This window comes from Variovorax sp. FW301-JW7 (genome assembly GCF_058788795.1).
Genome location: NZ_JBYTBC010000007.1, coordinates 285,009 through 305,699, shown reverse-complemented (window position 1 = coordinate 305,699; position 20,691 = coordinate 285,009). Strand labels below are relative to the sequence as shown.

Below are 20,691 nucleotides of genomic sequence, written 5' to 3'. Positions count from 1 at the left end.
CAGCCCGCCGGCGCTAGGGCTGAAGGTACCAGCCCAGCTCGCCCTGCAGGAACTGGGCGGCCTCGGGCGGCAGATCGTCCGAATCGAAGAAGCTCGCCACGGGCCGCTCGACCACGATGTGCCCCGCGTGAAGATACGCCACGCGCGTGGCCAGGCGCTTGGCCTGCCCGAGGTTGTGCGTGCTCATCACGATCGTCACGCCGCTGTGGGCGACCTCTTCGATGAGGGCCTCGATCTCGTTCTTGGCGCCGGGGTCCAGGCTGGCCGTGGGCTCGTCCAGGAACAGGATGTCGGGCTGCAGCGCCCAGGCGCGCGCCAGGCCCAGGCGCTGCTGCTGGCCGCCCGACAGCGAACGCGCCGAGCGCTCGGCATGTTCGAGCAGGCCCACGCGCGCCAGGGCCAGGCCGCAGCGCTCGCTGCGCTCGGCGGCCGGCACGCCCGCCAGCCACAGGCCCACCCACACGTTGCGCCACACCGAGAGGCTCAGCAGAAAGGGGCGCTGGAACAGCATGGCCGCGCGCGGCAGGCGGCCTTCGGGTCGCAGCGGCAGGCGCTCGCAGCGCCCTTCGCAGGGCAGCAGGCCGTGCAGCAGCCGCAGCAGCGTGGTCTTGCCCGAGCCGTTGGCGCCCACGAGCACGAGCCGGTCGCCCCGGTGCAGGGTCAGCGAGGCCTCGTCCAATGCGACCAGCGCGCCGAAGCGCACCGTGGCGCGCTCGAGCCGGATCAGCGGCACCGTGCCCACCGCGGCCGGCGTGTGCGGGGCGGGCGTGCGGCGCACCGCGTGCGGCCTGGCCGGCGGGGCAGTGCTCAGCGGGCGCATGGCCAGCCATTGCAGCAGCCCGATGGCGCCGTTGACCGCGCCGACCACCGCCAGCAGCACGATGCCCAGCGCCAGGGCCAGCGCGAGGTCGCCCTTGCTGGTCTCCAGCGCGATGGTGGTGGTCATCACGCGCGTGACGCCGGCGATGTTGCCGCCGACGATCATCACGGCCCCGACCTCGGCGATGGCCCGCGCGAAGGCCGTGAGCAGCACGGTGGCCACGCCCATCCGGTCGTGCACCAGCATCAGCAGGGCGGTGGCGAGCGGCCCGGCGCCCAGCGAGCGCAGCTGGTCGCCGCCGTCGGCCAGCGCCGCCATCACGAGCCGGCGCGACAGCGCGGCGATCAGCGGCGTGACGAGCACGCTCTGCGCCACCACCATCGCCGACGGCGTGAAAAGAATGCCCAACTCGCCCAGCGGCCCCGAGCGCGAGAGCAGCAGGTACACCAGCAGGCCCACCACCACGGCGGGCAGGGCCAGCAGCGTGTTCACCAGCCACACGGCCAGCACATGCCCCGGGAACCGCGCCACCGCGAGCCAGGCGCCCAGCAGCAGGCCGAACAGCGCGCCGACCAGGCAGGCCGTGGCGCTCACCTGCAGCGACAGCGCCGTGATGCGCACGAGTTCGGGGTCGGCGCTGGTGATGAGGTGCCAGGCCAGCGCCCAGCCTTCGGTCACGGTGTTCATCGAAAGACGGCCTTCATCGCCGACGTGAGGCGGTGCGCATCGCGTGGTCCGGCCCCGTCATCGACCGGCGCGCCGTTCACTGGCCCGCGTTCGGGAAGAAGAGCTGCTCGCCGCCGATCTTGTACGCAGCGATGGCGGCCTGCCCGTCGCGCGACACGACCCAGTCGGAGAACGCCTGCGCCAGGTCTTTCTTCACGTGCGGGTGTTTGGCCGGGTTCACGACGATCACACCGTACTGGTTGAACAGCTGCTTATCGCCCTCGACCACGATGCCCAGGTCGGCGCGGTTCTTGAAGTTGAGCCAGGTGCCGCGGTCGGACAGCACGTAGGCATTGGTCGAGGCCGCGATGTTGAGCGCCTGGCCCATGCCACAGCCGCATTCCTTGTAGCCGGCCGGCTTGGCCGCGGCCAGGTCGATACCGGCCAGCTTCCACTGGCGCAGCTCGGCCGCATGCGTACCGCTCTTGTCGCCGCGCGAGACGAAGGCGCCGCCCGTGGTGCCCAGGCGCTTGAGCGCCGCCGCGATGTCGTTGCCGCGCACGCCGGCCGGGTCGGACTTGGGCCCGATCAGCACGAAGTCGTTGTACATGACCGGGCGGCGCGGCAGGCCGAAGCCTTCGGCGACGAACTTCTCTTCGGCGGGCTGGTCGTGCACGAACAGCGCGTCGGCATCGCCGCGGCGCGCCATGTCCAGCGCCTGGCCCGTGCCCACCGCCACCACGCGCACCTCGGTGCCCGATGCTTTGGTGAACTGCGGCAGCAGGTGCTTGAACAGGCCCGACTGTTCCGTCGAGGTGGTCGAGGCCAGCACGATGAACTTGTCCTGTGCCTGCGCCATCGGCGCGAGCAGCGCGCCGGCAAGCGCACCGGCGAGGGCGAGAAGGGTGAAGCGTCTGCGCGAAGCCATCGTCATCGTGTCAGTCCTCGAGAGTGAAAGAAAGAAGCGGTTCGGCCATCAGGCTGCGGCATCGACGCGAAAGCCCAGCCGGCCCAGCGCCTCGCGCGCCGCGGTCGATTGCAGCAACGCAATGAAGGCCTGCACCGGCGCGCGCCCAAGCCGTGCCTGGGGCACCACGAAGTCGTAGCGTTCCTCCTGCACGGGAATGAAGCCCAGCCCGTACTGGCGCGCGACCGTGTCGATGGCCAGGCCCCAGTCGGCGCGCTGCTGCGCCACGGCCACCGCCACCGCGTTGTGCGACTTGGTCTGCACGCCGTAGCCGGGCGGTTGCGCGCCGCCGAGCAGGCGGTCGATGAGGATGCGCGTGCCGCTGCCGGCGTTGCGGTTGACCATGGTGCAGCCGGGCTGTGCGGTCGCGGCCGCGATGGCCGCGGCGGCGTCCAGGCCCTCGAAGCGCGTGTCGCCGGGGCGATGGACCACGCCCTGCATGCGGCCGTAGCCCGTCACCAGTTCGAGGCCCGGCGTGAGCAGCGGCCGGTTGTAGACGCCCGTCGCCGGGTCCATCAGGTGGATGCCGGCCACGTCGCATTCGCCGCGCTTGGCGGCCATCAGCCCGCCGGTGCTGCCCACGTTCATGGCCTTGATGCGGATGCCCTGGCGCATCAGCTCGCCGGCCAGCCAGTCCAGGCCCACGCAGTGGCTGCCGATGAAGATCAGGTCGGCGGCGTCCAGCCCCTGGCCCAGCAGCTGCACCTGCACGGGGGCGCCGGCATCGACGATCTCGGTGTGCTGGCCGATGGTGATGAAGCCGTCGGCGCTGCTGAAGGTGGTGACCGAGCCCGAGCCCTTGCCCATCGGGTAGGCGGCCACGCCGTCGTCGGTGGGCACGAGGCCCACCAGCAAATACTCGGTGCGGCCGCGCTCGGAGTTCACGCGCATCGGCAGCGTGGCCGCCACGTGCGCGTGCCGTTGCGGCGGCCGGCCCGCGAAGGCGCGGATCACGGGCGCCAGGAACTCGTGGAAGGTGAAGACCGCCGAGGTCGGAAAGCCCGGCAGGATCACGACCGGCTTGCCGCCCGTGACCGCCAGGCACACCGGCTTGCCGGGCTTGAGCGCCACGCCGTGCGCCACCACGCCTGGGTCGCCGAGGGCGGCCACCACGCGGTACGACAGGTCGCCTTCGCCCTTGGACGTGCCGCCCGAGAAGACCACGGCGTCGCACGCCAGGCCCCGCGCGAGCGCGGCCGACAGCAGGGCCTCGTCGTCGGGGATCACGCCCAGGCGCACGGGCTCGCCGCCCAGTTCCTCGACCGCGGCACCGATGATGGCGGCGTTGGAGTCGTACACCGCGCCCGTGGGCAGCGGCGCACCGGGCGCGACGATCTCGTTGCCGGTGGAGAAGATGGCCACGCGCGGCTTGCGCCACACGCCGACCTCGGCCAGGCCCAGCGCCGCGAGCACGCCGATCTCGCGCGAGCTCAGCACCTGGCCGGCGCGCAGCACGGTTTCGCCGCGCGCGATGTCGGTGCCGGCGTAGCTGACGTTCTCGCCGGCCGTGGCGGCGCGGCGCACCTGCACGTTGCCGCCGTCGAGGTCGGTGTGTTCCACCATCACCACCGCGTCGGCACCGCGCGGCAGCATGCCGCCGGTGGCGATCGCCGTGGCGCACCCGGGCGTCACTTCGCACTGCGGCACGATGCCGGGTGCGAGCGTCTCGCCGACGAGGGCCAACGCGCGGACCTGTTCTTCCATCGCGCCCCAGGTGTCGGCGGCCTGCACGGCAAAGCCGTCAACGTTGGAGCGGTCGAAGCCGGGCACGTCGATGGCGGCGACCGCGTCGTCGGCGAGCACCCGGCCCAGCGCCGCGTGCAGCGGAACGGTCTCGCGGCCCAGCGGCGCGAGGCTCAGGTGTTCGCGGAAGCGGCGCTCGGCCTCGTCCCGCGTGACGACATCGAGAAATTGCGATTGGGCTTTCACAGGCACTCGTACAGATGAACAGTGACGTCGGTCCCGGGCCCGAAGCCTTCGCTTTCGGCGGGGGCGATCACGAAGCCGTCGGCGCGCGTGGTCGAACTCAGCACCGAGGCGCCCGAGAGCGCGAGCGGCTCCACGCCGTCGGCGCCGATCTTCACGCGCACGTAGTCGACGCGCCCCACCTGCGAGACGATCTTGCGCGCCACGGTGGCGCGCGTGCGCGGGTAGGGCCAGTCGGCGGGCCGGCCGCCGAGCAGGCGGATCGCGCGCCCGGCAAAGAAGTCGTAGGCGCACAGGCAGGAGACCGGGTTGCCCGGCAGCAGGAACACCAGCGTGTCGCCGATGCGCCCCATGCCGGCCGGGCTGGAGGGCCGCATCGCGATGCCGTGGATCGCCAGCTCGCCGAGCTCGGCCAGCAGGCGCGGCGCGTGGTCCTCGGCGCCCACGCTGGAGCCGCCGGAGATGAGCACCACGTCGGCGCCGGGCGCGGCCAGTGCCTGCGCGATGATTTGCGGGTCGTCGCCCAGGCGCTGGTGCGACTCGAGCAGGCCGCCGTCGCGTGCGACCAAGCCGCGCAAGGTCACGGAGTTGGCGTCGTAGATCTCGCTCGGGCCCTTGGGCGTGCCAGGCGCGCGCACTTCGTTGCCGGTGACGAGCAGCCGCACGCGCGGCCGGCGCACCACCTGCAACTGCGCCAGGCCGAGCGAAGCCGCCAGCCCCGCATCTTGCGGACGCAGGCGGCGACCCGTGGCCAGCGCCGTGCTGCCGCGCGCGATGTCCTCGCCGACGTGGCCCACGTGCTGGCCCGGCGCGACGGCGCGCGTGATGGCCAGTCGCCCGTCCTGCTCGCTCGCGTACTCGGCGGGCACCACGGCATCGAGCCCGTGCGGCACCGGGGCGCCGGTCATGATGCGGATGGCAGCACCTGCGGGCACCTCGCCTTCGAAGGGGCGGCCGGGCCAGGCGTGGCCCGCGATCGGAAATTCGAGCGGGTTGTATTCGCCGGCCCCCGTGGTCTCGCCGCCGCGCAGCGCATAGCCGTCCATGGCCGCGCGGTCGAACTCGGGCACCGCGATGGGCGCGATCACCTCCTGCAGCAGCACCCGCCCCGTGGCCTCGTCGACGGCCACGGATTCACCGGGCAGCAAGGGCGTGTGGGCATCGATCCAGGCGAGGGCGGTGGGCACCTCGGCGCGCTGCGTGAAGCCGCGCATACGCACATCGGTCGAGACGGTTCGTTCGGGTGTGGGCATCGGGGCCAGTATAGAAGTTGGAGGTCGCCGGCGTGGTCGGGCATGGCACCCGACAGCCATGCGCAAGAGCGGCCGTGCCGGACCTTGCCGGCGGGCCATTTGCGGTCGTTTTTTCTTCAGCCGCGTCCGCGCACGCGCGGTGCGTGGCCGGCCTACTTCTTGGGTGCGGGATTCGTCTGCGCCGAGGTCTGGTTCGAGCTCGGTGGCGACGCGGCCGTGGGGGCCGGAGAGTGAGCGCCCGATGCTTCGATGGGCTTGGTTTCAACCTTGGGGGCGGCGGCGTAAGGCCCCGGGTCCACGCAGGGCGGCGTGGCCACCGCGGCCGGTGCCGGCTTGCCCGCGGCCTGCGCGCTGGCGCGGTACTTGGCGGCGACCTGGTCCTGTGACTTGCACAGCAGGTAGCCGTCGGTCTTGGCGCTCCACGCGGTGCGGGCCGCGGCCTCGGCGGCCTTGGCCTGCGCTTCCGGCGTGGGCGGGGGGAGCTTGGCGACAGCGGAGGTCGCAGCGAGTGCGCACAGAAGAAGGGTCAGCGTGTGCTTCATGCGGAGGTTCCTTGCTGCGCCGTCGCCGGCCGCGCGGGCTCGGGTGCGCCAGCCGGTTGCGAGCGCTGCGCGGGGATCTTGCCGGCCTGGATGTCGTCGTACCAGAGCTTGTGGTGTTCGCGCGCCCAGGCCTCGTCGACATAGCCTTCGCGCATCGCCTTGTAGGCGCCGTCCATGCCCAGCGTGCCGATGTAGATGTGGCCCATGATCATCGCCATCATGAGCAGCGTGGCCACCGCGTGCACCATGTGCGCGACCTGCATCTCGCCGCGCGTGTAGACGAAGCCGGGCAGCAGCTTGTCCAGGAACAGGCCCGAGGCGATGACGATGCTGCCCAGGAACAGCACGCCGCCCCAGAACACCGCTTTCTCGCCGGCGTTGAAGCGGTGCGACGCGGGCTCCTTGCCGCCGAACAGGCCGCCGCCGTGCCGCAGCCAGGTGAAGTCGTCCTTGCTCGGCCAGTTGCTGCGGATGAAGGTGAAGATCATGAACAGCGTGGTCACCACGAACAGCGGCCCCACGAAGTTGTGCACCGTCTTGAGCACGTAGGCGAGCCAGCCGAACAGCGTGCTGCCCAGCACCGGCAGCAGGAAGAACTTGCCGAAGGCCATCACGATGCCCGAGATCGCGAGCGTGACGAAGGCCAGCGCGTTCGACCAGTGCGTGGCGCGCTCGAAGGGCGTGAAGCGCTCGATCTTGCGGCCGGTTTCGGTGCCGTGCAGGCGGATCGGCCCGCGCGTGAAATAGAAGATCGCCAGCGCCAGCAGCGTCACGAAGAGCAGTGCCGCGCCGTACGGAATGATCCAGTCGTTGCGCACCTGCCGCCAGGCCTCGCCCGCGTTGGTGAAGCGCGAACCGGGGTACTGCACGAAGCGCTGGATCAGGTTGCCGGCCTCGGGCGCCTGGCTCATCGGCAGGCTGCTGTAGCCGGTGACGCCGCCGCTCACCTGGCGCCACATCGGCGCGTTGTTGCCGGGCTGGACCTTGTTGCGCTCGCCGTTGGTCTGGTTGAGGTAGTTGGGGTCGGCGCTGGCCTCGGGCTTGACGTCGAAGATGTTCTGGCTGCGGATGCCGCCCTCGGCCTTCGGTGCTGCAGCCGTGGCTGCGGCAGGCGAAGCAGGGGCGGGCGCCGCGGTCACGGCGCCGCTCGCGGCCGGTTTGGCCTCCTGGGCCGGCGCCACCGCTGCCCAGCCCAGGAGCGCGGTCGCCAGCAGCGCGTGGAACGCGTGCCTGGTGCGAATGGTGACGCTCATGCGGCCTCCGGTTCAGTTTTCTCGGGTGTACTCGTTCTGGCCGTTGGAGCGCGTCTTGATCTGCTGCTCCCACGCCGTCTTGTCGCCTACCTTCCAGCCGGGCGCGGTGAAGGCGGTGCCGGTGTTGGCCTGCGTGCCCGTGCCGCTCCAGGGCACCGCGTCGTGCTTGACGCCCTCGGCGTTCGTCTGCGGCTTCTCGCTGCAGGCCGCCAGCAGCATCGCGCCCGAGGCGAGCGCGACGAGCATCACGACCGCGCGCTTCACTTGGTGCCTCCGGTGGGCGGCGTGCCGGCCTGTTGCGAGCCGTAGGCCGTGCCCCAGCCCCAGACCTCGGCGCCCGTGCCGCGGTGCACGACGCGGGTGCGGAAGATGTCGGCCACCACGTCGCCGTCGCCGGCCAGCAGGGCCTTGGTCGAGCACATCTCGGCGCAGGCCGGCAGCTTGCCTTCGGCCAGGCGGTTGCGGCCGTACTTCTCGAACTCGGCTTCGGAGCCGTTGGCTTCGGGGCCGCCGGCGCAGAAGGTGCACTTGTCCATCTTGCCGCGCGCACCGAAGGTGCCTTGCGACGGGAACTGCGGCGCGCCGAACGGGCAGGCGTACGAGCAGTAGCCGCAGCCGATGCACACGTCCTTGTCGTGCAGCACCACGCCTTCCTCGGTGCGGTAGAAGCATTGCACGGGGCACACCGCCATGCAGGGCGCGTCGGAGCAGTGCATGCAGGCCACCGAGATCGATTTCTCGCCCGGCAGGCCGTCATTGAGCGTGACCACGCGGCGGCGGTTCACGCCCCAGGGCACCTCGTTCTCGTTCTTGCAGGCCGTGACGCAGCCGTTGCACTCGATGCAGCGCTCGGAATCGCAGACGAACTTCATTCTTGCCATGGTGATTCCTTATGCTTTCTCGATGTTGCAGACCGTGGTCTTGGTCTCTTGCATCATGGTGACGCTGTCGTAGCCGTAGGTGGTGGCGGTGTTGATGGCCTCGCCGCGCACGATGGGCGCCGCGCCCTTCGGGTAGTAGGCCAGCAGGTCTTCGCCCTGCCAGCGGCCCGAGAAGTGGAAGGGCATGAACACCGTGTCGGGCCCCACGCGCTCGGTCACCAGCGCCTGCACGTTGAGCTTGGCGCCCGTGGGCGTGTGCACCCAGGCGCGCTCGCCGTTGCGGATGTTCTTCTCGGCCGCCACCTTCGGGTTGATCTCGATGAACATCTCCTGCTGCAGCTCGGCCAGCCAGGGGTTAGAGCGGGTTTCCTCGCCGCCGCCCTCGTACTCCACGAGCCGGCCCGAAGTCATGATGTAGGGGAACTTCTCGGCGATCTTGTCGGCGATGTTCTTCTGCTGCACCGTCTTGTAGAGCGTGGGCAGGCGCCAGAAGGCCATCTTGTCGTCGTGCGTCGGGTACTTGGCGACCAGGTCGGGGCGCGTGCCGTAGAGCGGCTCGCGGTGCTGCGGGATCGCGTCGGGAAAGTTCCACACCACCGCGCGCGCCTTGGCGTTGCCGAAGGGGTGGCAGCCGTGGTTCTTCATGAACACGCGGATCATGCCGCCCGAGCTGTCGGTCTTCCAGTTCTTGCCTTCGGCCTTGGGCTTCTCGGCCTCGGTGAGCTCGTCCCACCAGCCGAGCTTCTTGAGCAGCAGGTGGTCGAGCTCGGGGTAGCCGGTGGTGATGTCGGCGCCCAGCGAGTGGGAGCCGTCCTCGGCCAGCAGGTTCTTGCCGTTGCGCTCCACGCCGAAGTTCGCGCGGAAGTTGCCGCCGCCGTCCATCACGTGCTTGGACGGGTCGTACAGGTTCGGCGAGCCGGGGTGCTTGAGCTCGGGCGTGCCGTAGCAGGGCCAGGGCAGGCCGTAGTAGTCGCCCGAGATGTCGTAGCCGTTGACCTTGTCCTTGACCGAGCCCTTGGCCCGCAGCGTGCGCACGTCGAAGGCGGCCATGTTGCGCATGTGCGCCTGCAGCCGCTCGGGGCTCTGGCCCGAGTAGCCGACGGCCCAGCAGCACTTGTTGATCTCGCGCAGGATGTCGTCGGGCACGGGCTCGTCCATGCCCTTGACCTTCTGCATCTTGTAGTTCTTGCTCAGCTCCTTGCCGAAGCCCAGGCGGTCGGCGAACTGCTGCATGATCATGTGGTCGGTGCGGCTTTCCCACAGCGGCTCGATGACCTTCTCGCGCCACTGGATCGAGCGGTTCGACGCCGTCACCGAGCCGCTGGTCTCGAACTGCGTGCACGCGGGCAGCAGGTACACCGCGCGGTTCGCGTTGGCGTCCTCGGGCCGGCCCGGCATCGCGGCCATGGCGGCCGTGGCCGAGGGGTACGGGTCGACCACGACCAGCAGGTCCAGCTTGTCCATGGCCCGCTTCATCTCGAGGCCGCGCGTCTGCGAGTTGGGCGCATGGCCCCAGTAGAAGACGCCGCGCAGGTTCGAGTCCTGGTCGATGAGCTCGTTCTTCTCGAGCACGCCGTCGATCCAGCGCGACACCGTGATGCCGGGCTTGCTCATCATCGCGGGCGAGGCGAAGCGGCCCTTGATCCATTCGAAGTCCACGCCCCAGGTGGCGGCGAAGTGCTTCCACGAGCCTTCGACCAGGCCGTAGTAGCCCGGCAGCGAATCGGGGTTGGGGCCGACGTCGGTCGCGCCCTGCACGTTGTCGTGGCCGCGGAAGATGTTGGTGCCGCCGCCCGAGGTGCCCACGTTGCCCAGCGCCAGCTGCAGGATGCACGAGGCCCGCACGATGGCGTTGCCGATGCTGTGCTGCGTCTGGCCCATGCACCACACCACGGTGCCGGGGCGGTGCTCGTGCAGCATGGTCGCGACCTTCAGCACCTGCGCCTCGTTCACGCCGCAGGCCTCCTCGACCTTGTCGGGCGTCCACTTGCTCATGACTTCCGCGCGCACTTCTTCCATGCCGTAGACGCGGTCGTTGAGGTAGCGCTTGTCTTCCCAGCCGTTCTTGAAGATGTGGTGCAGGATGCCGAACAGGAACGCGATGTCCGAGCCCGAACGGATGCGCACGTACTCGTGGGCCTTGGCCGCCGTGCGCGTGAAGCGCGGGTCGACCACGATCATCTTGCAGCCGTTTTCCTTGGCATGCAGCATGTGCAGCATGCTCACGGGGTGCGCCTCGGCCGCGTTCGAGCCGATGTACATCGCGATCTTCGCGTTGCGCATGTCGTTGTACGAATTGGTCATGGCGCCGTAGCCCCATGTGTTCGCCACGCCAGCGACCGTGGTCGAGTGGCAGATGCGCGCCTGGTGGTCGCAGTTGTTGCTGCCGAAGAAGCTCACGAACTTGCGCAGCAGGTAGGCCTGCTCGTTGCTGTGCTTGCTCGAGCCGATCCAGTAGATCGCGTCGGGGCCGCTGGCCTTGGTGAGTTCCTTCAGCTTGGCGGTGATCTCGTCGAGTGCGGTGTCCCAGCTGATGCGCTCGTACTTGCCGTTCACGAGCTTCATCGGGTAGCGCAGGCGGTACTCGCCGTGGCCGTGCTCGCGCAGCGCCGCGCCCTTGGCGCAGTGCGCGCCCAGGTTGATGGGCGAGTCGAACACCGGTTCCTGGCGCACCCACACGCCGTTCTCGACCACCGCGTCGGACGCGCAGCCGACCGAGCAGTGCGAGCACACGGTGCGCTTCACTTCGATCTTGCCGGCGCCGATGGCCGTGGGCCGGCCGTCGGCGGCCTTGGCCTTCTGGATCAGCGTGAGCTGGCTGGCCGCCAGGCCCACGCCGACGCCCAGGCCGGAGCGCCGCAGGAAGGCGCGCCGGTCCATGGTCGGCAAGGCGTTCGCGAGGCCGCGCCGCAGACTGTGAACGAAGGGCGACGCGTCGGAGGCCCGCGGGCTCGCGGTGCCTGGGGATTTTCTGGTCAGAAGCACGGGGTCTCCTCAGGCTGACGTGGTGGCGTAGTAACGCTTGACGTGTTCGCTCAGGGAATAGCCGCCGCCGTTTTCGGGCGGGGGCGGCAGGGAAGGCGTGGCGGCGGCGACGGGCGCTTCGGTCACCACCTTCGGCAGCGCGGTGACGGCCACCGCGGCGGCGCCGGCGGTGGCGGCACCGAGAAAGAATCCGCGACGGGAGGCCGGCTTGATGCCGGTGTTTTGGCTGTCCTGCATGTTGACTCCAGGAGTGGCTGGGCGCGACGAGCAAGGGAAACCCGGTCGGCCTTATGGATACTAGTCCAGCAACAAGGTGTGAGCAACCCGAATACCCCTCGCATTCGTTCGCTTCAGTCCAGCATGTCGAAGGCTTGCGCCTCGACGTCGCCGAACGCGCGCGTGAATGCGGCGAGCGCCGCGTAGAACCGCGCCTTCGGATGCTGCGACACAGCATCGCACAAGGCGGGCAGCCACGGCTGGATGTGTTTGGAGAACATCGCCTGCTGCTGCGTGAGGTTGGCCACCGCCACGTCTTCGCCGGCGATCAGGTAGCGCATGACCTCGAACAGGCAGGCGATGTGGTCCTCGGTCTCGTAGGTGGCCTCGGTGCGTGCCAGGCCCAGCTTGTCGAGGTCGTGGCGCAGCTGCACGAGCGGCTTGTCGTTGAGAAAGCCGCTGAGGTAGTGCGAGCCGAACAGGAACACCTCGGGCTTGCCGATGCCGCCGAAGAGTGCGTCGTATTCCTCGTGCGCGGCGGCCGCGCTGGTGTCGCGCGCGATGCCGACCAGCTGGCGCCACGGTTCTTCCAGGAAGGCGCCCGCGGCCGGCGCCTCGGTGGGCGCGACCTGGAAGGCCGCCAGCAACTCGGCATCGGGCGCGGCGTACCACAGCCGCGCGAGCAGGCCGTAGAGCTCGGCCCGGGCCACCTCCTCGTCGAGCGCGGAAGTGGCGGGAAAGGTCTGGCTCATAGCGGGGCGATCTTCACTTCGTTGGTGGCGCTGTACAGGTCGATGACGCGGCAGTCGCTGCACATCTTGAGGCGCTCCAGCGCTTCGCCTTGGAACATGGCGTGCCCGGCCAGCTTGCCGAGCATGGCCTCGATGGCCTTTTGCGTGCCGAAGGGCTTGCTGCAGCGGATGCAGGCCCAGGGCTTGGCCTCGTTCAGCAGCACCTGCTGCTTGCGCTCGGGCGCGGCCAGCAGGCGCGGCACGAGCGAGACGGCGTCCTCGGGGCAGGTGGTTTCGCACAGGCCGCATTGCACGCAGTTCTTCTCGATGAAGCGCAGCTGCGGCGCGCTCTGGCTGTCCAGCAGCGCGCCCGACGGGCAGGCGCTGACGCAGGCCAGGCACAGCGTGCACTTGTCCTTGTCGACGGCGACGGCGCCCAGCGGCGATCCGGCCGGCAGCGCGAAGGCCAGCGGGGTCTCGGCGGGCGCCTGCAGGGCCGGGGCCGCGCCCATCAGGTGGTCCAGCGCCATCTCGAGCCGGTCGCGCTTGTCGGCGCCGACGGCGAAGCGGGCGGCCGTGGCCGGCACGCGCTGCGTGGTCGTGCGCAGGCCGGCCAGCGCGGCGTCCAGCGCGGCGGGCGAGTCGGCCTCGATCACGTGGAAGTGCGTGCCGGTGTAGCCCAGGCCCAGCAGCAGCGCCTGCGCGACGTCCCTTTGTTGCTTGAGCGCCGCGAGGTACTGCGGCGCCTCTTCGCCGGTGCACAGCACCGCGACCTGCGAGGCGCCGAAGGCGACGGCGCTCAGCCACAGGTCGATGCCGGTGCTGGCCGCATGAAAGAGGTCGACCGGCATCACGCGCGCCGGCACGCCCTGGGCCTTGCCCAGCTGCGCCTGCCGCCCGAGCTGTTCGAGCAGCGCCTGGCCGCCTTCCTGGCTGTGCAACAGCAGCGCGGCATCGCGCCCACCCGCCGCGGCATAGGTGCCGAGCAGCTTGCGCAGCTTCAGTCCCTGGTCGGGTGCGCGCGGGTAGGTGTAGCCCAGCGCGCCCGTCGGGCACACCGTGGTGCAGGCGCCGCAGCCGACGCACAGGTTCGGGTTGACCACGATGCGCTGGCGTTGCGGGTCGCTGCTCACGGCATGGGCCGAGCACACCTCGACGCAGGCGTTGCAGCCGACCACCTCGTTGCGGCTGTGCGCGCACAGCTTCTGCTTGTAGTCGAAGAACTTGGGCTTCTCGAATTCGCCCACCAGCTCGCGCAGGCGCAGCAGCGTCTGCAGGCCCTCGGCCTGCGCGACGCCGCCGGGCAGGTGGAAGTAGCCCTGCGGCGGCGCGTGCCAGTCGATCTGCGGCGCGGCGCCGAGGTCGAGCACGAGGTCGAAGGCCGCGTCGAGCGCCTGCGGCTCGCGGCTGAAGTTGATGGCGCCGGCCACGCTGCAGGCGCGCTCGCAGTTGCGGTGCGAGGTGCAGCGCGCGCTGTCGATCTGGTAGTCCAGCCCGATGGCCTGCTCGGGGCAGGCGACCACGCAGGCATTGCAGCGGGTGCACAGGTCGAGGTCGATCGCGTTGTCGCGCGTCCAGCGCAGCGTGAAGGCGCCGAGCCAGCCGGTGAGCGAATCGATGCGCCCGGCGATCACCGGCCAGCGGCGCGCCTGGGCGCCGCCGTCTGCACCGGGGCCCTGCGCGAGCACGGTGACGTCGAGCGTGTCGCCGACCAGCGCCGCGGCGCGCTCGGCCGCGTCGAGCGGGCCGATGATCAGCAGCCGGCCCTGGCTGGTGTAGCTCACGGTCGAGACGGGGTCGGGCTCGGGCAGGCTGGCGGCGGCCAGCAGCGCGGCGATCTTCGGCATCGCGTTTTTCGCGTCGCGGCTCCAGCCGCCCGTCTCGCGGATGTTGATGAAGCGGATCGGCGAGGTGGCGTTGGGCGTCTGCGTGGCGAGTTCGCCGAACAGCCGTTTTTCCTGGGTGCAGGCGACCACGACGTCGTCGCCGGACTGGATGGCGCGCTGGAAGGAGGTCGCCTCGCGGCGGCACAGCGACGAATGCAGCGGGAGGGTTTCAGCCAGTGCCGCGCCGAGCGTCTTCGGCTCGAGCGGCATCGTCTGGTTGCAGTCGCAAATCAGCGTGGTGGTCATCGGTTTCTTGGCTGGCGGGTTGCAGCGTGGCAACCGGCGGGCTGGGAAGCGTTGCGGGATCCTGGGACTGTGCCACGTCCGTCGCCTCGGCGGCGTCGGGGGTTTCAGGGGGAATGTCTTCGGCGTCTTCGGGGTCTTCGTCGAAGAGCTTGAGGAACTTGGCGCTGGCCATCTGGCGCAGCACGCTCTCGGGCACGGGGGTGGACTGGGAGTAGTCGTCGACGTAGGTGTCCAGGCCGTCCATCACGTTGAAATGCGGATCGGCAAAGAGCTTGCGGAAGGCCGCGTTCTTGACCTCGGGTGCCACCTGCTTCGTGAGGAAGGGCGTGTAGTCGGACTCGATGCCCAGCGCGTCCACGTCCGCGAGCGTCAGCGGCGGCGCGGCTTCCTGATCGCCTTCGGCGGCGGGGGGCTCGGCGAGCGCGGCGGGTGCTGGCACCGGCGCTGGCGCCGCAACGGGTTCCACGGCCGGCAGGGTCTTTTCTTCCACGACGGCCTCGGCCGCGCGCACCTCCTGCTTGCGGCGCGACCAGCGTCCCAGGAAACCTTCAGACATCGCCCGCGCCCCGTCCGCGCTTCTTCTCGGTCGTCACGCTCGCGGCGTTGCCGAAGCGGTCGACCAGCGAGCGGAAGCTCTCGGGCCGCCGACGGCGCTTGGGCTCGACCACGTAGTGCTCGTCGACGAAGGCGCGCACCCAGTCGACGACCTCCGCGGGCGCCGGCACCTGTTCCACGGTTTCCTGCGCATCGAGCCAGCGGCCGGCCTCGTAGTAGCTGAGCGTGACCACGACCGGGCGCGGAATGGGCAGCGGTGCGAGCGTGGGCTCTTCGTCCATGCGCCACAGCACGAACCAGCACGGCGTCGGTGTGATCGCGTTGAGGTGGTAGCCCTCGGCCTCGTCGCGGTACAGCTCGACCTTGAAGCCGGGGTGCAGCCAGTGCTGCTCGCCGTCGTCGTCGCGCAGGAGGCGCGGCTCGGTGCCGAAGCCGGGCTCGTCGGGCAGCACGCTGTCGAGCGTCCAGCGCCAGGGCTGCCAGTGGCTCGAGGGGCCGTGCAGGCGCTCGCGGCGCATGACCACCGCGACGTCGAGCGTCGGGCGGCCCGTGGGCGCGGTCGCGGGAGTGTCCGAAGAAGGCATGAACGAACCATAGCCGATGGCGCGCCCGTCTGCGAGCAGTACCCCTTCGCGCTCCGCTCGCAACGGTGGCGTAGGATTCCGCATGGCCCCACGTGAAGACGACGCAGAAGACGAGACACCGCTGGCTTTCGATGCGGTCCCGCTGCCCCGGCGCGCCGGCGCGCCGCGCCTGAACCCGGCGCGCGGCCCGCTGCTGCGCCGCATCGAGATCGTCGACCAGCACGGCGAACGCCGCGACATCGACATCCCGGCGGAGCGGCCGTTGACCGTCTTCGTCGACAAGCGCGAACTCGTGACGCTGATGACCCTGGGCGCCGCGCCCGAGCTGCTGGTGCTGGGCTACCTGCTCAACCAGGACCTGGTGCGGCGCGCCGACGAGGTCGAGAGCATCGACGTCGACTGGAGCGTGGAGGCGGCCGCCGTGAAGACCCACCGCGGCATCGCGAACCTCGCCGAGAAAACCGCGCACCGGGTCGTGACCACGGGCTGCGGACAAGGCACCGTCTTCGGCGACGCCATGGCGCAGATCGGCGCCGTGCGGCTGCCGGCGGCGCAGTCGGCGCGCATCGCGCAGGGCACGCTGGCGCGCATCCTCGAACAGATGAAATCGCGCAACAGCGTGCACCGGCACGCCGGGTCGGTGCACGGGTGCGCGCTGTTCCGTGGCACCGAGATGCTGGTGTTCGCGGAAGACGTCGGACGGCACAACGCCATCGACACCATCGCCGGATGGATGGCGGTGCACGGCGTCGACGGCGGCGACAAGGTCTTCTACACCACGGGCCGCCTGACCAGCGAGATGGTGATGAAGTCGGCCCACATGGGCGTGCCGATCGTCGTCTCGCGCAACGGCGTCACCGCGATGGGGCACGAGCTGGCCACCCAGCTCGGCATGACCTTGTTCGGCCGCGCGGCCAACCGCCACTTCCTGTGCTACTGCGGGTTCGAGCGCTTCGACGCCGAGCCGCTGGCGCAGGCGCTCACCGCCGACTGAGCGGCGTGCGCGGCAACCCGCGCCTTACCCGCGCGTGATGTCGATCACCGCCTTCGCGAACGCCTCGGGTGCTTCCTGCGGCAGGTTGTGGCCGATGCCGCCGCTGACCAGCCGGTGCTCGTAGCGCCCCGAGAACTTCTTCGCATACGCACCGGGTTCCGGGTGCGGCGCGCCGTTGGCGTCGCCTTCGAGCGTGATGGTCGGCACGCCGATCACCGGCGCCTGGGCGAGCCGGTTCTCCAGCGCCTGGTATTTCGCCTCGCCCTCGGCCAGGCCGAGGCGCCAGCGGTAGTTGTGCACCGTGATCGCCACGTGGTCGGGGTTCTCGAAGGCGACGGCGCTGCGCTCGAAGGTGGCGGCATCGAAGTTCCACTTCGGCGAGGCGAGCTGCCAGATGAGTTTGGCGAAGTCGTGGCGGTTCTTCTCGTAGCCCGCGCGGCCGCGCTCGGTCGCGAAGTAGTACTGGTACCACCACTGCAGCTCGGCCTGCGGCGGCAGCGGCGCCTTGCCTGCCTCCTGGCTGCCGATGAGGTAGCCGCTGACCGACACCAGCGCCTTCACGCGCTCCGGCCACAGCGCGGCCATGATGCACGCGGTGCGCGCGCCCCAGTCGCAGCCGGCCACGGTGGCGACGGGGATCTTCAGCGCGTCCATCAGCGCAATGATGTCGACGGCCACCGCCGACTGCTGCCCGTTGCGTGGCGTGTCCGCCGACAAAAAGCGGGTGGTGCCGTAGCCGCGCAGGTACGGCACGATCACGCGAAAGCCCGCGGCGGCCAGCTGCGGCGCGACGTCGACGAACATGTGGATGTCGTAGGGCCAGCCATGCAGAAGGATCACCGGCGCGCCGTCGGCCGGGCCGACCTCGTAGTACCCGATGCGCAGGCTGCCGGCGTCGATGCTCTTGAGGGGCTCGAGGCGCCGGGCGCTGCCTGTGCTGGCGGACTGGGCGAAGGCGGGAACGATCGATGTGAGCTGCGTGGCGGCGAGGCCGAGCGCGGCCTTGCCGAGGAAGGCGCGGCGTGGCAGCGAGGGGGAGGCGGTCATGGAAATCTCCTGGGATTCGAGGGGGGACGGCGCGATTGTTCGGGGGGAACCCCACCTGCGGATCGGCTTGTGTATGCCTCTGTATCCGCGCCGGTTCCGGCCACACTAAATTTCAAACGCAGGCGTGCGAAGGCACCTCGACGAAACGTGGTGTGTCGATGTCGGGCCGGGATACACAGGCATACGCAATGCCCGTTGCGCGGTGAGAAGGCGGCCAACAATCCGCCCGTCATCCACTCATCGCCCGAAGGAAATCCCCATGACGCGCCCTCGCGGATTCAAGAAGCTCTGGTTCGCGCTGCTGTTCTTCGCGGGCGGGCTGGCGCACGAGGTGCGCCACCCGACCCAGTGCCAGAGCGTGGCGTCGGTCAGTCTCTCGCTTCGACCGCCGAAGCGAGCACGTAGCCTTCGCTGCGCACGGTCTTGATGTAGCGCGGCTCGCGCGCATCGTCGCGCAGGCGCTGGCGCAGCCGGCTCACGAGCAGGTCGATGGAGCGCTCGAAGAGTTCGGCTTCGCGGCCCTGCGTCAGGCTCAGCAGCTGGTCGCGGCTGAGCACCTTCTGCGGGTGGTCCAGGAACACGCGCAGCAGCCGGTACTCGGCGCCGCTGAGCGCCACCATCACGCCGGCGTCGTCGATCAGGTGGCGCGCCACCGTGTCGACCTGCCACTCGCCGAACCCCAGCTTCTGCGAGGGCTCGACGGTGCCCATGTTGGGCGGCAGCATGCGTGTGCGCCGCATCACGGCGCGGATGCGCGCCAGCAGCTCGCGCGCGGAAAAGGGCTTGGCCAGGTAGTCGTCGGCGCCCATCTCCAGGCCCAGGATGCGGTCGGCTTCCTCGCTGCGCGCGGTCAGCATGAGGATGGGCGTGGCCTTGTACTTGCCGGTGCGCAGGTCGCGGCACAGCGTGAGCCCGTCTTCGCCGGGCAGCATCAGGTCCAGGATGATCAGGTCGAAGGGCCCCGACGCCTCGAGCGCGGCGCGCATGTGGCGCCCCGTGGGCACCGCGACCACGCGCAAGCCGTTCTTCACCAGGTAGGTGGTGAGCAGTTCGCGGATGTCCCGGTCGTCGTCGACGATGAGGATGTGGTCGGAGGTCTTGGGCGTCATGGCAGGGGAGGCATTGGCGGCACGGCGCCGCAGCCGCAATGTAGCGTTCCGGCGGCGCGCGGGCCACGGTCGTGGAAACGTAGTGTGTGGATGTGCGGGCCAGATACACAGGCATACAGAAGGCGATCCGGCAGGGGGTGGGCGGCCCAACAATCCGTGCGTTTTCCAACCACCCTGCATCCAAGGAACCTTCATGACCCGCATCGACAAAGTCCTCTACACCGGCAAGACCCGCACCTCCTCGGGAGGCCGCGACGGCGAGGCGCGCAGCTCCGACGGCCGCCTGGACATCAAGCTCTCGTCGCCCGGCAGCGCCGGCACCGGCACCAACCCCGAGCAGCTGTTCGCGGCCGGCTGGTCGGCCTGCTTCATCGGCGCGATGGGCAAGGCGGCCGGAAAGATGAAGGTCGCGCTGCCGCCGGACCTGGCCGTCGATGCCGAGGTCGACCTGGGCACGGCGGGCGGCGAATACTTTTTGCAGGCGCGCCTGAACGTGAGCCTGCCGGGCCTGGACCGCGAGGTGGCCCAAGCCCTCACCGAGGCCGCGCACCAGACCTGCCCCTATTCCAAGGCGACCCGAGGCAACATCGACGTTGCCATCCACCTGGTGTGAGCCCGCTGCGCTGATGACGCATCGCCACGCCGCCTGACGAAGAAGCTGTCCATGTCCACTTCCGCGAACCCCGTTGCGAATCCCACCGGCACGGCGCCGCGCTGGCGCCGCCTGCTGCCCGGCTCGCTGTTCTCCCGCGTGACGCTGATCATCGTGGTGGGCCTGGCGATCGCGCAGCTGCTCACCTTCGCGGCGATCCGCTACGAGCGGAACATGGCGCTTCGCGAGCTGATGATGATCGGCATCGAGCGCGACATCGCAAGCTCGGTCGCCATCCTCGACCGGCTCCCCGCGGCGGAGCGCGCCGGCTGGCTCGACCGGCTGGAACGGCGCAACTACCGCTTCGTGCTGGGCGGCAGTGCGCAGGGCAGCGCGCCGGCCTCGGAGGCTTCGCAGCAGTTTGCCGCGGCCATCGTCGATGCGATGCGCCCGTTCCCGGTCGTCAAGGTCGGCGAGGTGGCCTGGCCGCCCGAGGGCCTGCAGATCGAGGTGCGGCTGGGCGACGGCTCGTCCGTGGTCGTGCACGCCGTGCGCGTGGGCATGCCGGTGTCGGGCTGGGTGATGTGGCTGCTGGCGGGCCAGCTGCTGGTGCTGGCCGTGTGCGCCTGGGTCGCGGTGCGGCTGGTGACGCGGCCGCTCGCGCAGCTGTCCGAGGCGGCCGACCAGCTCGGCCCTGATCTGAAAGGCCGCACGCTGGTGGAAGAGGGCCCGACCGAAGTGGCGCACGCGGCGCGCGCCTTCAACGCCATGCAGCAGCGCATCGCGGGCTACATGGCGGAGCGCGTCGAAATCCTGGCGGCCATCTCGCACGACCTGCAGACGCCCATCACGCGGATGCGCCTGCGCACCGACCTGATGGACGACACGCACGACCGCGAGAAATTCCGCCAGGACCTGGACGCCATGAACGCGCTGGTGCGCGAAGGCGTGACCTATGCGCGCACGCTGCACGGCGCCACCGAGCCGCCGCTGCGCATCGATACCGACGCGCTGCTCGAGAGCATGGTGGCCGACTACGAAGACGTGGGCCAGCAGGTGCGCCTCGACGGCCGGGCCGGCGCGCCGATCGTGAGCCGCCCCAACGCGCTGCGCCGCATCCTGATGAACCTGATCGACAACGCGCTGAAGTTCGGCTCCGACGTGACGCTGCGCGTGCAGGCCGAAGGCGAGGGCGGCCGCCTCGTGGTGAGCGTGCTCGACAACGGCCCAGGCATTCCGCCCGACGAACTCGACGCGGTGCTCAAGCCCTTCTACCGCGTCGAAAGCTCGCGCAACCGCAGCACCGGCGGCACCGGCCTGGGCCTGGCCATCGCACACCAGCTGGCCATGGCCATGGGCGCCGAACTCACGCTGCACAACCGCCCCGAAGGCGGGCTGGAGGCGCGGCTGGCGTTGGCCGGCGCGCCCGCTCGCTGAA

The 20,691-nt window shown here is 70.3% G+C and carries 19 protein-coding genes; 3 read left to right on the top strand and 16 right to left on the bottom strand.

The annotated features are described in order from the left end of the window. Window positions 1–13: 13 nt before the first annotated feature. From AC3WQM_RS20815 to AC3WQM_RS20750, 14 genes are all read right to left on the bottom strand, one after another. On the bottom strand, window positions 14–1,507 hold the full coding sequence (locus tag AC3WQM_RS20815; protein WP_492681326.1) for an ABC transporter permease: 1,494 nt from the start codon (window positions 1,505–1,507) through the stop codon (window positions 14–16). 76 nt (window positions 1,508–1,583) lie between these two features. Beyond that, window positions 1,584–2,414, bottom strand: coding sequence for an ABC transporter substrate-binding protein (locus AC3WQM_RS20810; RefSeq protein ID WP_492681440.1), 831 nt, complete (start codon window positions 2,412–2,414; stop codon window positions 1,584–1,586). A 48-nt stretch (window positions 2,415–2,462) separates the two neighbouring features. Next, window positions 2,463–4,382, bottom strand: a complete 1,920-nt coding sequence (locus tag AC3WQM_RS20805) for a molybdopterin biosynthesis protein (RefSeq protein ID WP_492681324.1) — start codon at window positions 4,380–4,382, stop codon at window positions 2,463–2,465. Next, the gene (locus AC3WQM_RS20800; protein WP_492681322.1) at window positions 4,379–5,632 is read right to left on the bottom strand and encodes a molybdopterin molybdotransferase MoeA; all 1,254 of its coding nucleotides are present in this window, start codon (window positions 5,630–5,632) and stop codon (window positions 4,379–4,381) included. The genes AC3WQM_RS20805 and AC3WQM_RS20800 overlap by 4 nt, the downstream gene beginning before the upstream one ends. Window positions 5,633–5,784: 152 nt before the next feature. Next, complete coding sequence (locus AC3WQM_RS20795; protein WP_095744480.1) at window positions 5,785–6,174, bottom strand: hypothetical protein; 390 nt, start codon at window positions 6,172–6,174, stop codon at window positions 5,785–5,787. Next, complete coding sequence (locus tag AC3WQM_RS20790; RefSeq protein ID WP_492681320.1) at window positions 6,171–7,427, bottom strand: formate dehydrogenase subunit gamma; 1,257 nt, start codon at window positions 7,425–7,427, stop codon at window positions 6,171–6,173. The genes AC3WQM_RS20795 and AC3WQM_RS20790 overlap by 4 nt, the downstream gene beginning before the upstream one ends. A 12-nt stretch (window positions 7,428–7,439) precedes the next feature. After that, the gene (locus tag AC3WQM_RS20785; protein ID WP_082817975.1) at window positions 7,440–7,691 is read right to left on the bottom strand and encodes a hypothetical protein; all 252 of its coding nucleotides are present in this window, start codon (window positions 7,689–7,691) and stop codon (window positions 7,440–7,442) included. After that, window positions 7,688–8,308 carry a formate dehydrogenase FDH3 subunit beta gene (fdh3B, locus tag AC3WQM_RS20780; RefSeq protein WP_056573451.1) on the bottom strand — a complete coding sequence of 207 codons (621 nt, stop codon included), beginning with the start codon at window positions 8,306–8,308 and terminating at the stop codon, window positions 7,688–7,690. The genes AC3WQM_RS20785 and fdh3B overlap by 4 nt, the downstream gene beginning before the upstream one ends. 9 nt (window positions 8,309–8,317) lie before the next feature. Continuing rightward, window positions 8,318–11,293, bottom strand: a complete 2,976-nt coding sequence (locus tag AC3WQM_RS20775; protein ID WP_489057581.1) for a formate dehydrogenase subunit alpha — start codon at window positions 11,291–11,293, stop codon at window positions 8,318–8,320. A gap of 9 nt (window positions 11,294–11,302) precedes the next feature. Beyond that, window positions 11,303–11,530 (bottom strand): formate dehydrogenase, encoded by a 228-nt coding sequence (locus tag AC3WQM_RS20770; protein ID WP_492681318.1) that lies wholly within the window; start codon window positions 11,528–11,530, stop codon window positions 11,303–11,305. A 113-nt stretch (window positions 11,531–11,643) separates the two neighbouring features. Continuing rightward, window positions 11,644–12,261: a TorD/DmsD family molecular chaperone gene (locus tag AC3WQM_RS20765; RefSeq protein WP_492681316.1), complete on the bottom strand. Its 618-nt coding sequence runs from the start codon at window positions 12,259–12,261 to the stop codon at window positions 11,644–11,646. Further along, window positions 12,258–14,336, bottom strand: coding sequence for a 4Fe-4S binding protein (locus tag AC3WQM_RS20760; protein WP_492681438.1), 2,079 nt, complete (start codon window positions 14,334–14,336; stop codon window positions 12,258–12,260). Before AC3WQM_RS20760 ends, AC3WQM_RS20765 begins: the two co-directional genes overlap by 4 nt. Continuing rightward, window positions 14,296–14,928 (bottom strand): DUF3306 domain-containing protein, encoded by a 633-nt coding sequence (locus tag AC3WQM_RS20755; protein ID WP_492681314.1) that lies wholly within the window; start codon window positions 14,926–14,928, stop codon window positions 14,296–14,298. Before AC3WQM_RS20755 ends, AC3WQM_RS20760 begins: the two co-directional genes overlap by 41 nt. Then, window positions 14,921–15,511 carry a DUF3305 domain-containing protein gene (locus AC3WQM_RS20750; RefSeq protein WP_159277698.1) on the bottom strand — a complete coding sequence of 197 codons (591 nt, stop codon included), beginning with the start codon at window positions 15,509–15,511 and terminating at the stop codon, window positions 14,921–14,923. Before AC3WQM_RS20750 ends, AC3WQM_RS20755 begins: the two co-directional genes overlap by 8 nt. Before the next feature lie 82 nt (window positions 15,512–15,593). Here AC3WQM_RS20750 and AC3WQM_RS20745 point away from each other — a divergent pair, with 82 nt between their 5' ends. Then, on the top strand, window positions 15,594–16,505 hold the full coding sequence (locus tag AC3WQM_RS20745) for a formate dehydrogenase accessory sulfurtransferase FdhD (RefSeq protein ID WP_369644133.1): 912 nt from the start codon (window positions 15,594–15,596) through the stop codon (window positions 16,503–16,505). A 24-nt stretch (window positions 16,506–16,529) separates the two neighbouring features. Here the strand turns inward: AC3WQM_RS20745 and AC3WQM_RS20740 are convergent, their stop codons facing one another. Beyond that, window positions 16,530–17,552: an alpha/beta fold hydrolase gene (locus AC3WQM_RS20740; RefSeq protein WP_492681312.1), complete on the bottom strand. Its 1,023-nt coding sequence runs from the start codon at window positions 17,550–17,552 to the stop codon at window positions 16,530–16,532. Window positions 17,553–17,920: 368 nt separating this feature from the next. Continuing rightward, a complete protein-coding gene (locus AC3WQM_RS20735) occupies window positions 17,921–18,661 on the bottom strand; it encodes a response regulator (protein ID WP_062470956.1) in 741 nt (246 codons plus the stop codon). 193 nt (window positions 18,662–18,854) lie between these two features. Between AC3WQM_RS20735 and AC3WQM_RS20730 the strand changes: the two genes are divergently transcribed. Together AC3WQM_RS20730 and AC3WQM_RS20725 are read left to right on the top strand one after the other, a co-directional pair. Further along, window positions 18,855–19,274: an organic hydroperoxide resistance protein gene (locus AC3WQM_RS20730; protein ID WP_307589588.1), complete on the top strand. Its 420-nt coding sequence runs from the start codon at window positions 18,855–18,857 to the stop codon at window positions 19,272–19,274. Window positions 19,275–19,325: 51 nt separating this feature from the next. Continuing rightward, on the top strand, window positions 19,326–20,690 hold the full coding sequence (locus AC3WQM_RS20725; protein ID WP_492681310.1) for an ATP-binding protein: 1,365 nt from the start codon (window positions 19,326–19,328) through the stop codon (window positions 20,688–20,690). Window position 20,691 lies beyond the last annotated feature (1 nt).

Coding starts and splice junctions, on each gene's coding strand:
- AC3WQM_RS20815 (WP_492681326.1), bottom strand. CDS start 1,507: ATGAACACCGTGACCGAAGGCTGGGCGCTGGCCTGGCACCTCATCACC.
- AC3WQM_RS20810 (WP_492681440.1), bottom strand. CDS start 2,414: ATGGCTTCGCGCAGACGCTTCACCCTTCTCGCCCTCGCCGGTGCGCTT.
- AC3WQM_RS20800 (WP_492681322.1), bottom strand. CDS start 5,632: ATGCCCACACCCGAACGAACCGTCTCGACCGATGTGCGTATGCGCGGC.
- AC3WQM_RS20795 (WP_095744480.1), bottom strand. CDS start 6,174: ATGAAGCACACGCTGACCCTTCTTCTGTGCGCACTCGCTGCGACCTCC.
- AC3WQM_RS20790 (WP_492681320.1), bottom strand. CDS start 7,427: ATGAGCGTCACCATTCGCACCAGGCACGCGTTCCACGCGCTGCTGGCG.
- fdh3B (WP_056573451.1), bottom strand. CDS start 8,308: ATGGCAAGAATGAAGTTCGTCTGCGATTCCGAGCGCTGCATCGAGTGC.
- AC3WQM_RS20770 (WP_492681318.1), bottom strand. CDS start 11,530: ATGCAGGACAGCCAAAACACCGGCATCAAGCCGGCCTCCCGTCGCGGA.
- AC3WQM_RS20765 (WP_492681316.1), bottom strand. CDS start 12,261: ATGAGCCAGACCTTTCCCGCCACTTCCGCGCTCGACGAGGAGGTGGCC.
- AC3WQM_RS20760 (WP_492681438.1), bottom strand. CDS start 14,336: ATGCCGCTCGAGCCGAAGACGCTCGGCGCGGCACTGGCTGAAACCCTC.
- AC3WQM_RS20755 (WP_492681314.1), bottom strand. CDS start 14,928: ATGTCTGAAGGTTTCCTGGGACGCTGGTCGCGCCGCAAGCAGGAGGTG.
- AC3WQM_RS20750 (WP_159277698.1), bottom strand. CDS start 15,511: ATGCCTTCTTCGGACACTCCCGCGACCGCGCCCACGGGCCGCCCGACG.
- AC3WQM_RS20745 (WP_369644133.1), top strand. CDS start 15,594: ATGGCCCCACGTGAAGACGACGCAGAAGACGAGACACCGCTGGCTTTC.
- AC3WQM_RS20740 (WP_492681312.1), bottom strand. CDS start 17,552: ATGACCGCCTCCCCCTCGCTGCCACGCCGCGCCTTCCTCGGCAAGGCC.
- AC3WQM_RS20735 (WP_062470956.1), bottom strand. CDS start 18,661: ATGACGCCCAAGACCTCCGACCACATCCTCATCGTCGACGACGACCGG.
- AC3WQM_RS20730 (WP_307589588.1), top strand. CDS start 18,855: ATGACCCGCATCGACAAAGTCCTCTACACCGGCAAGACCCGCACCTCC.
- AC3WQM_RS20725 (WP_492681310.1), top strand. CDS start 19,326: ATGTCCACTTCCGCGAACCCCGTTGCGAATCCCACCGGCACGGCGCCG.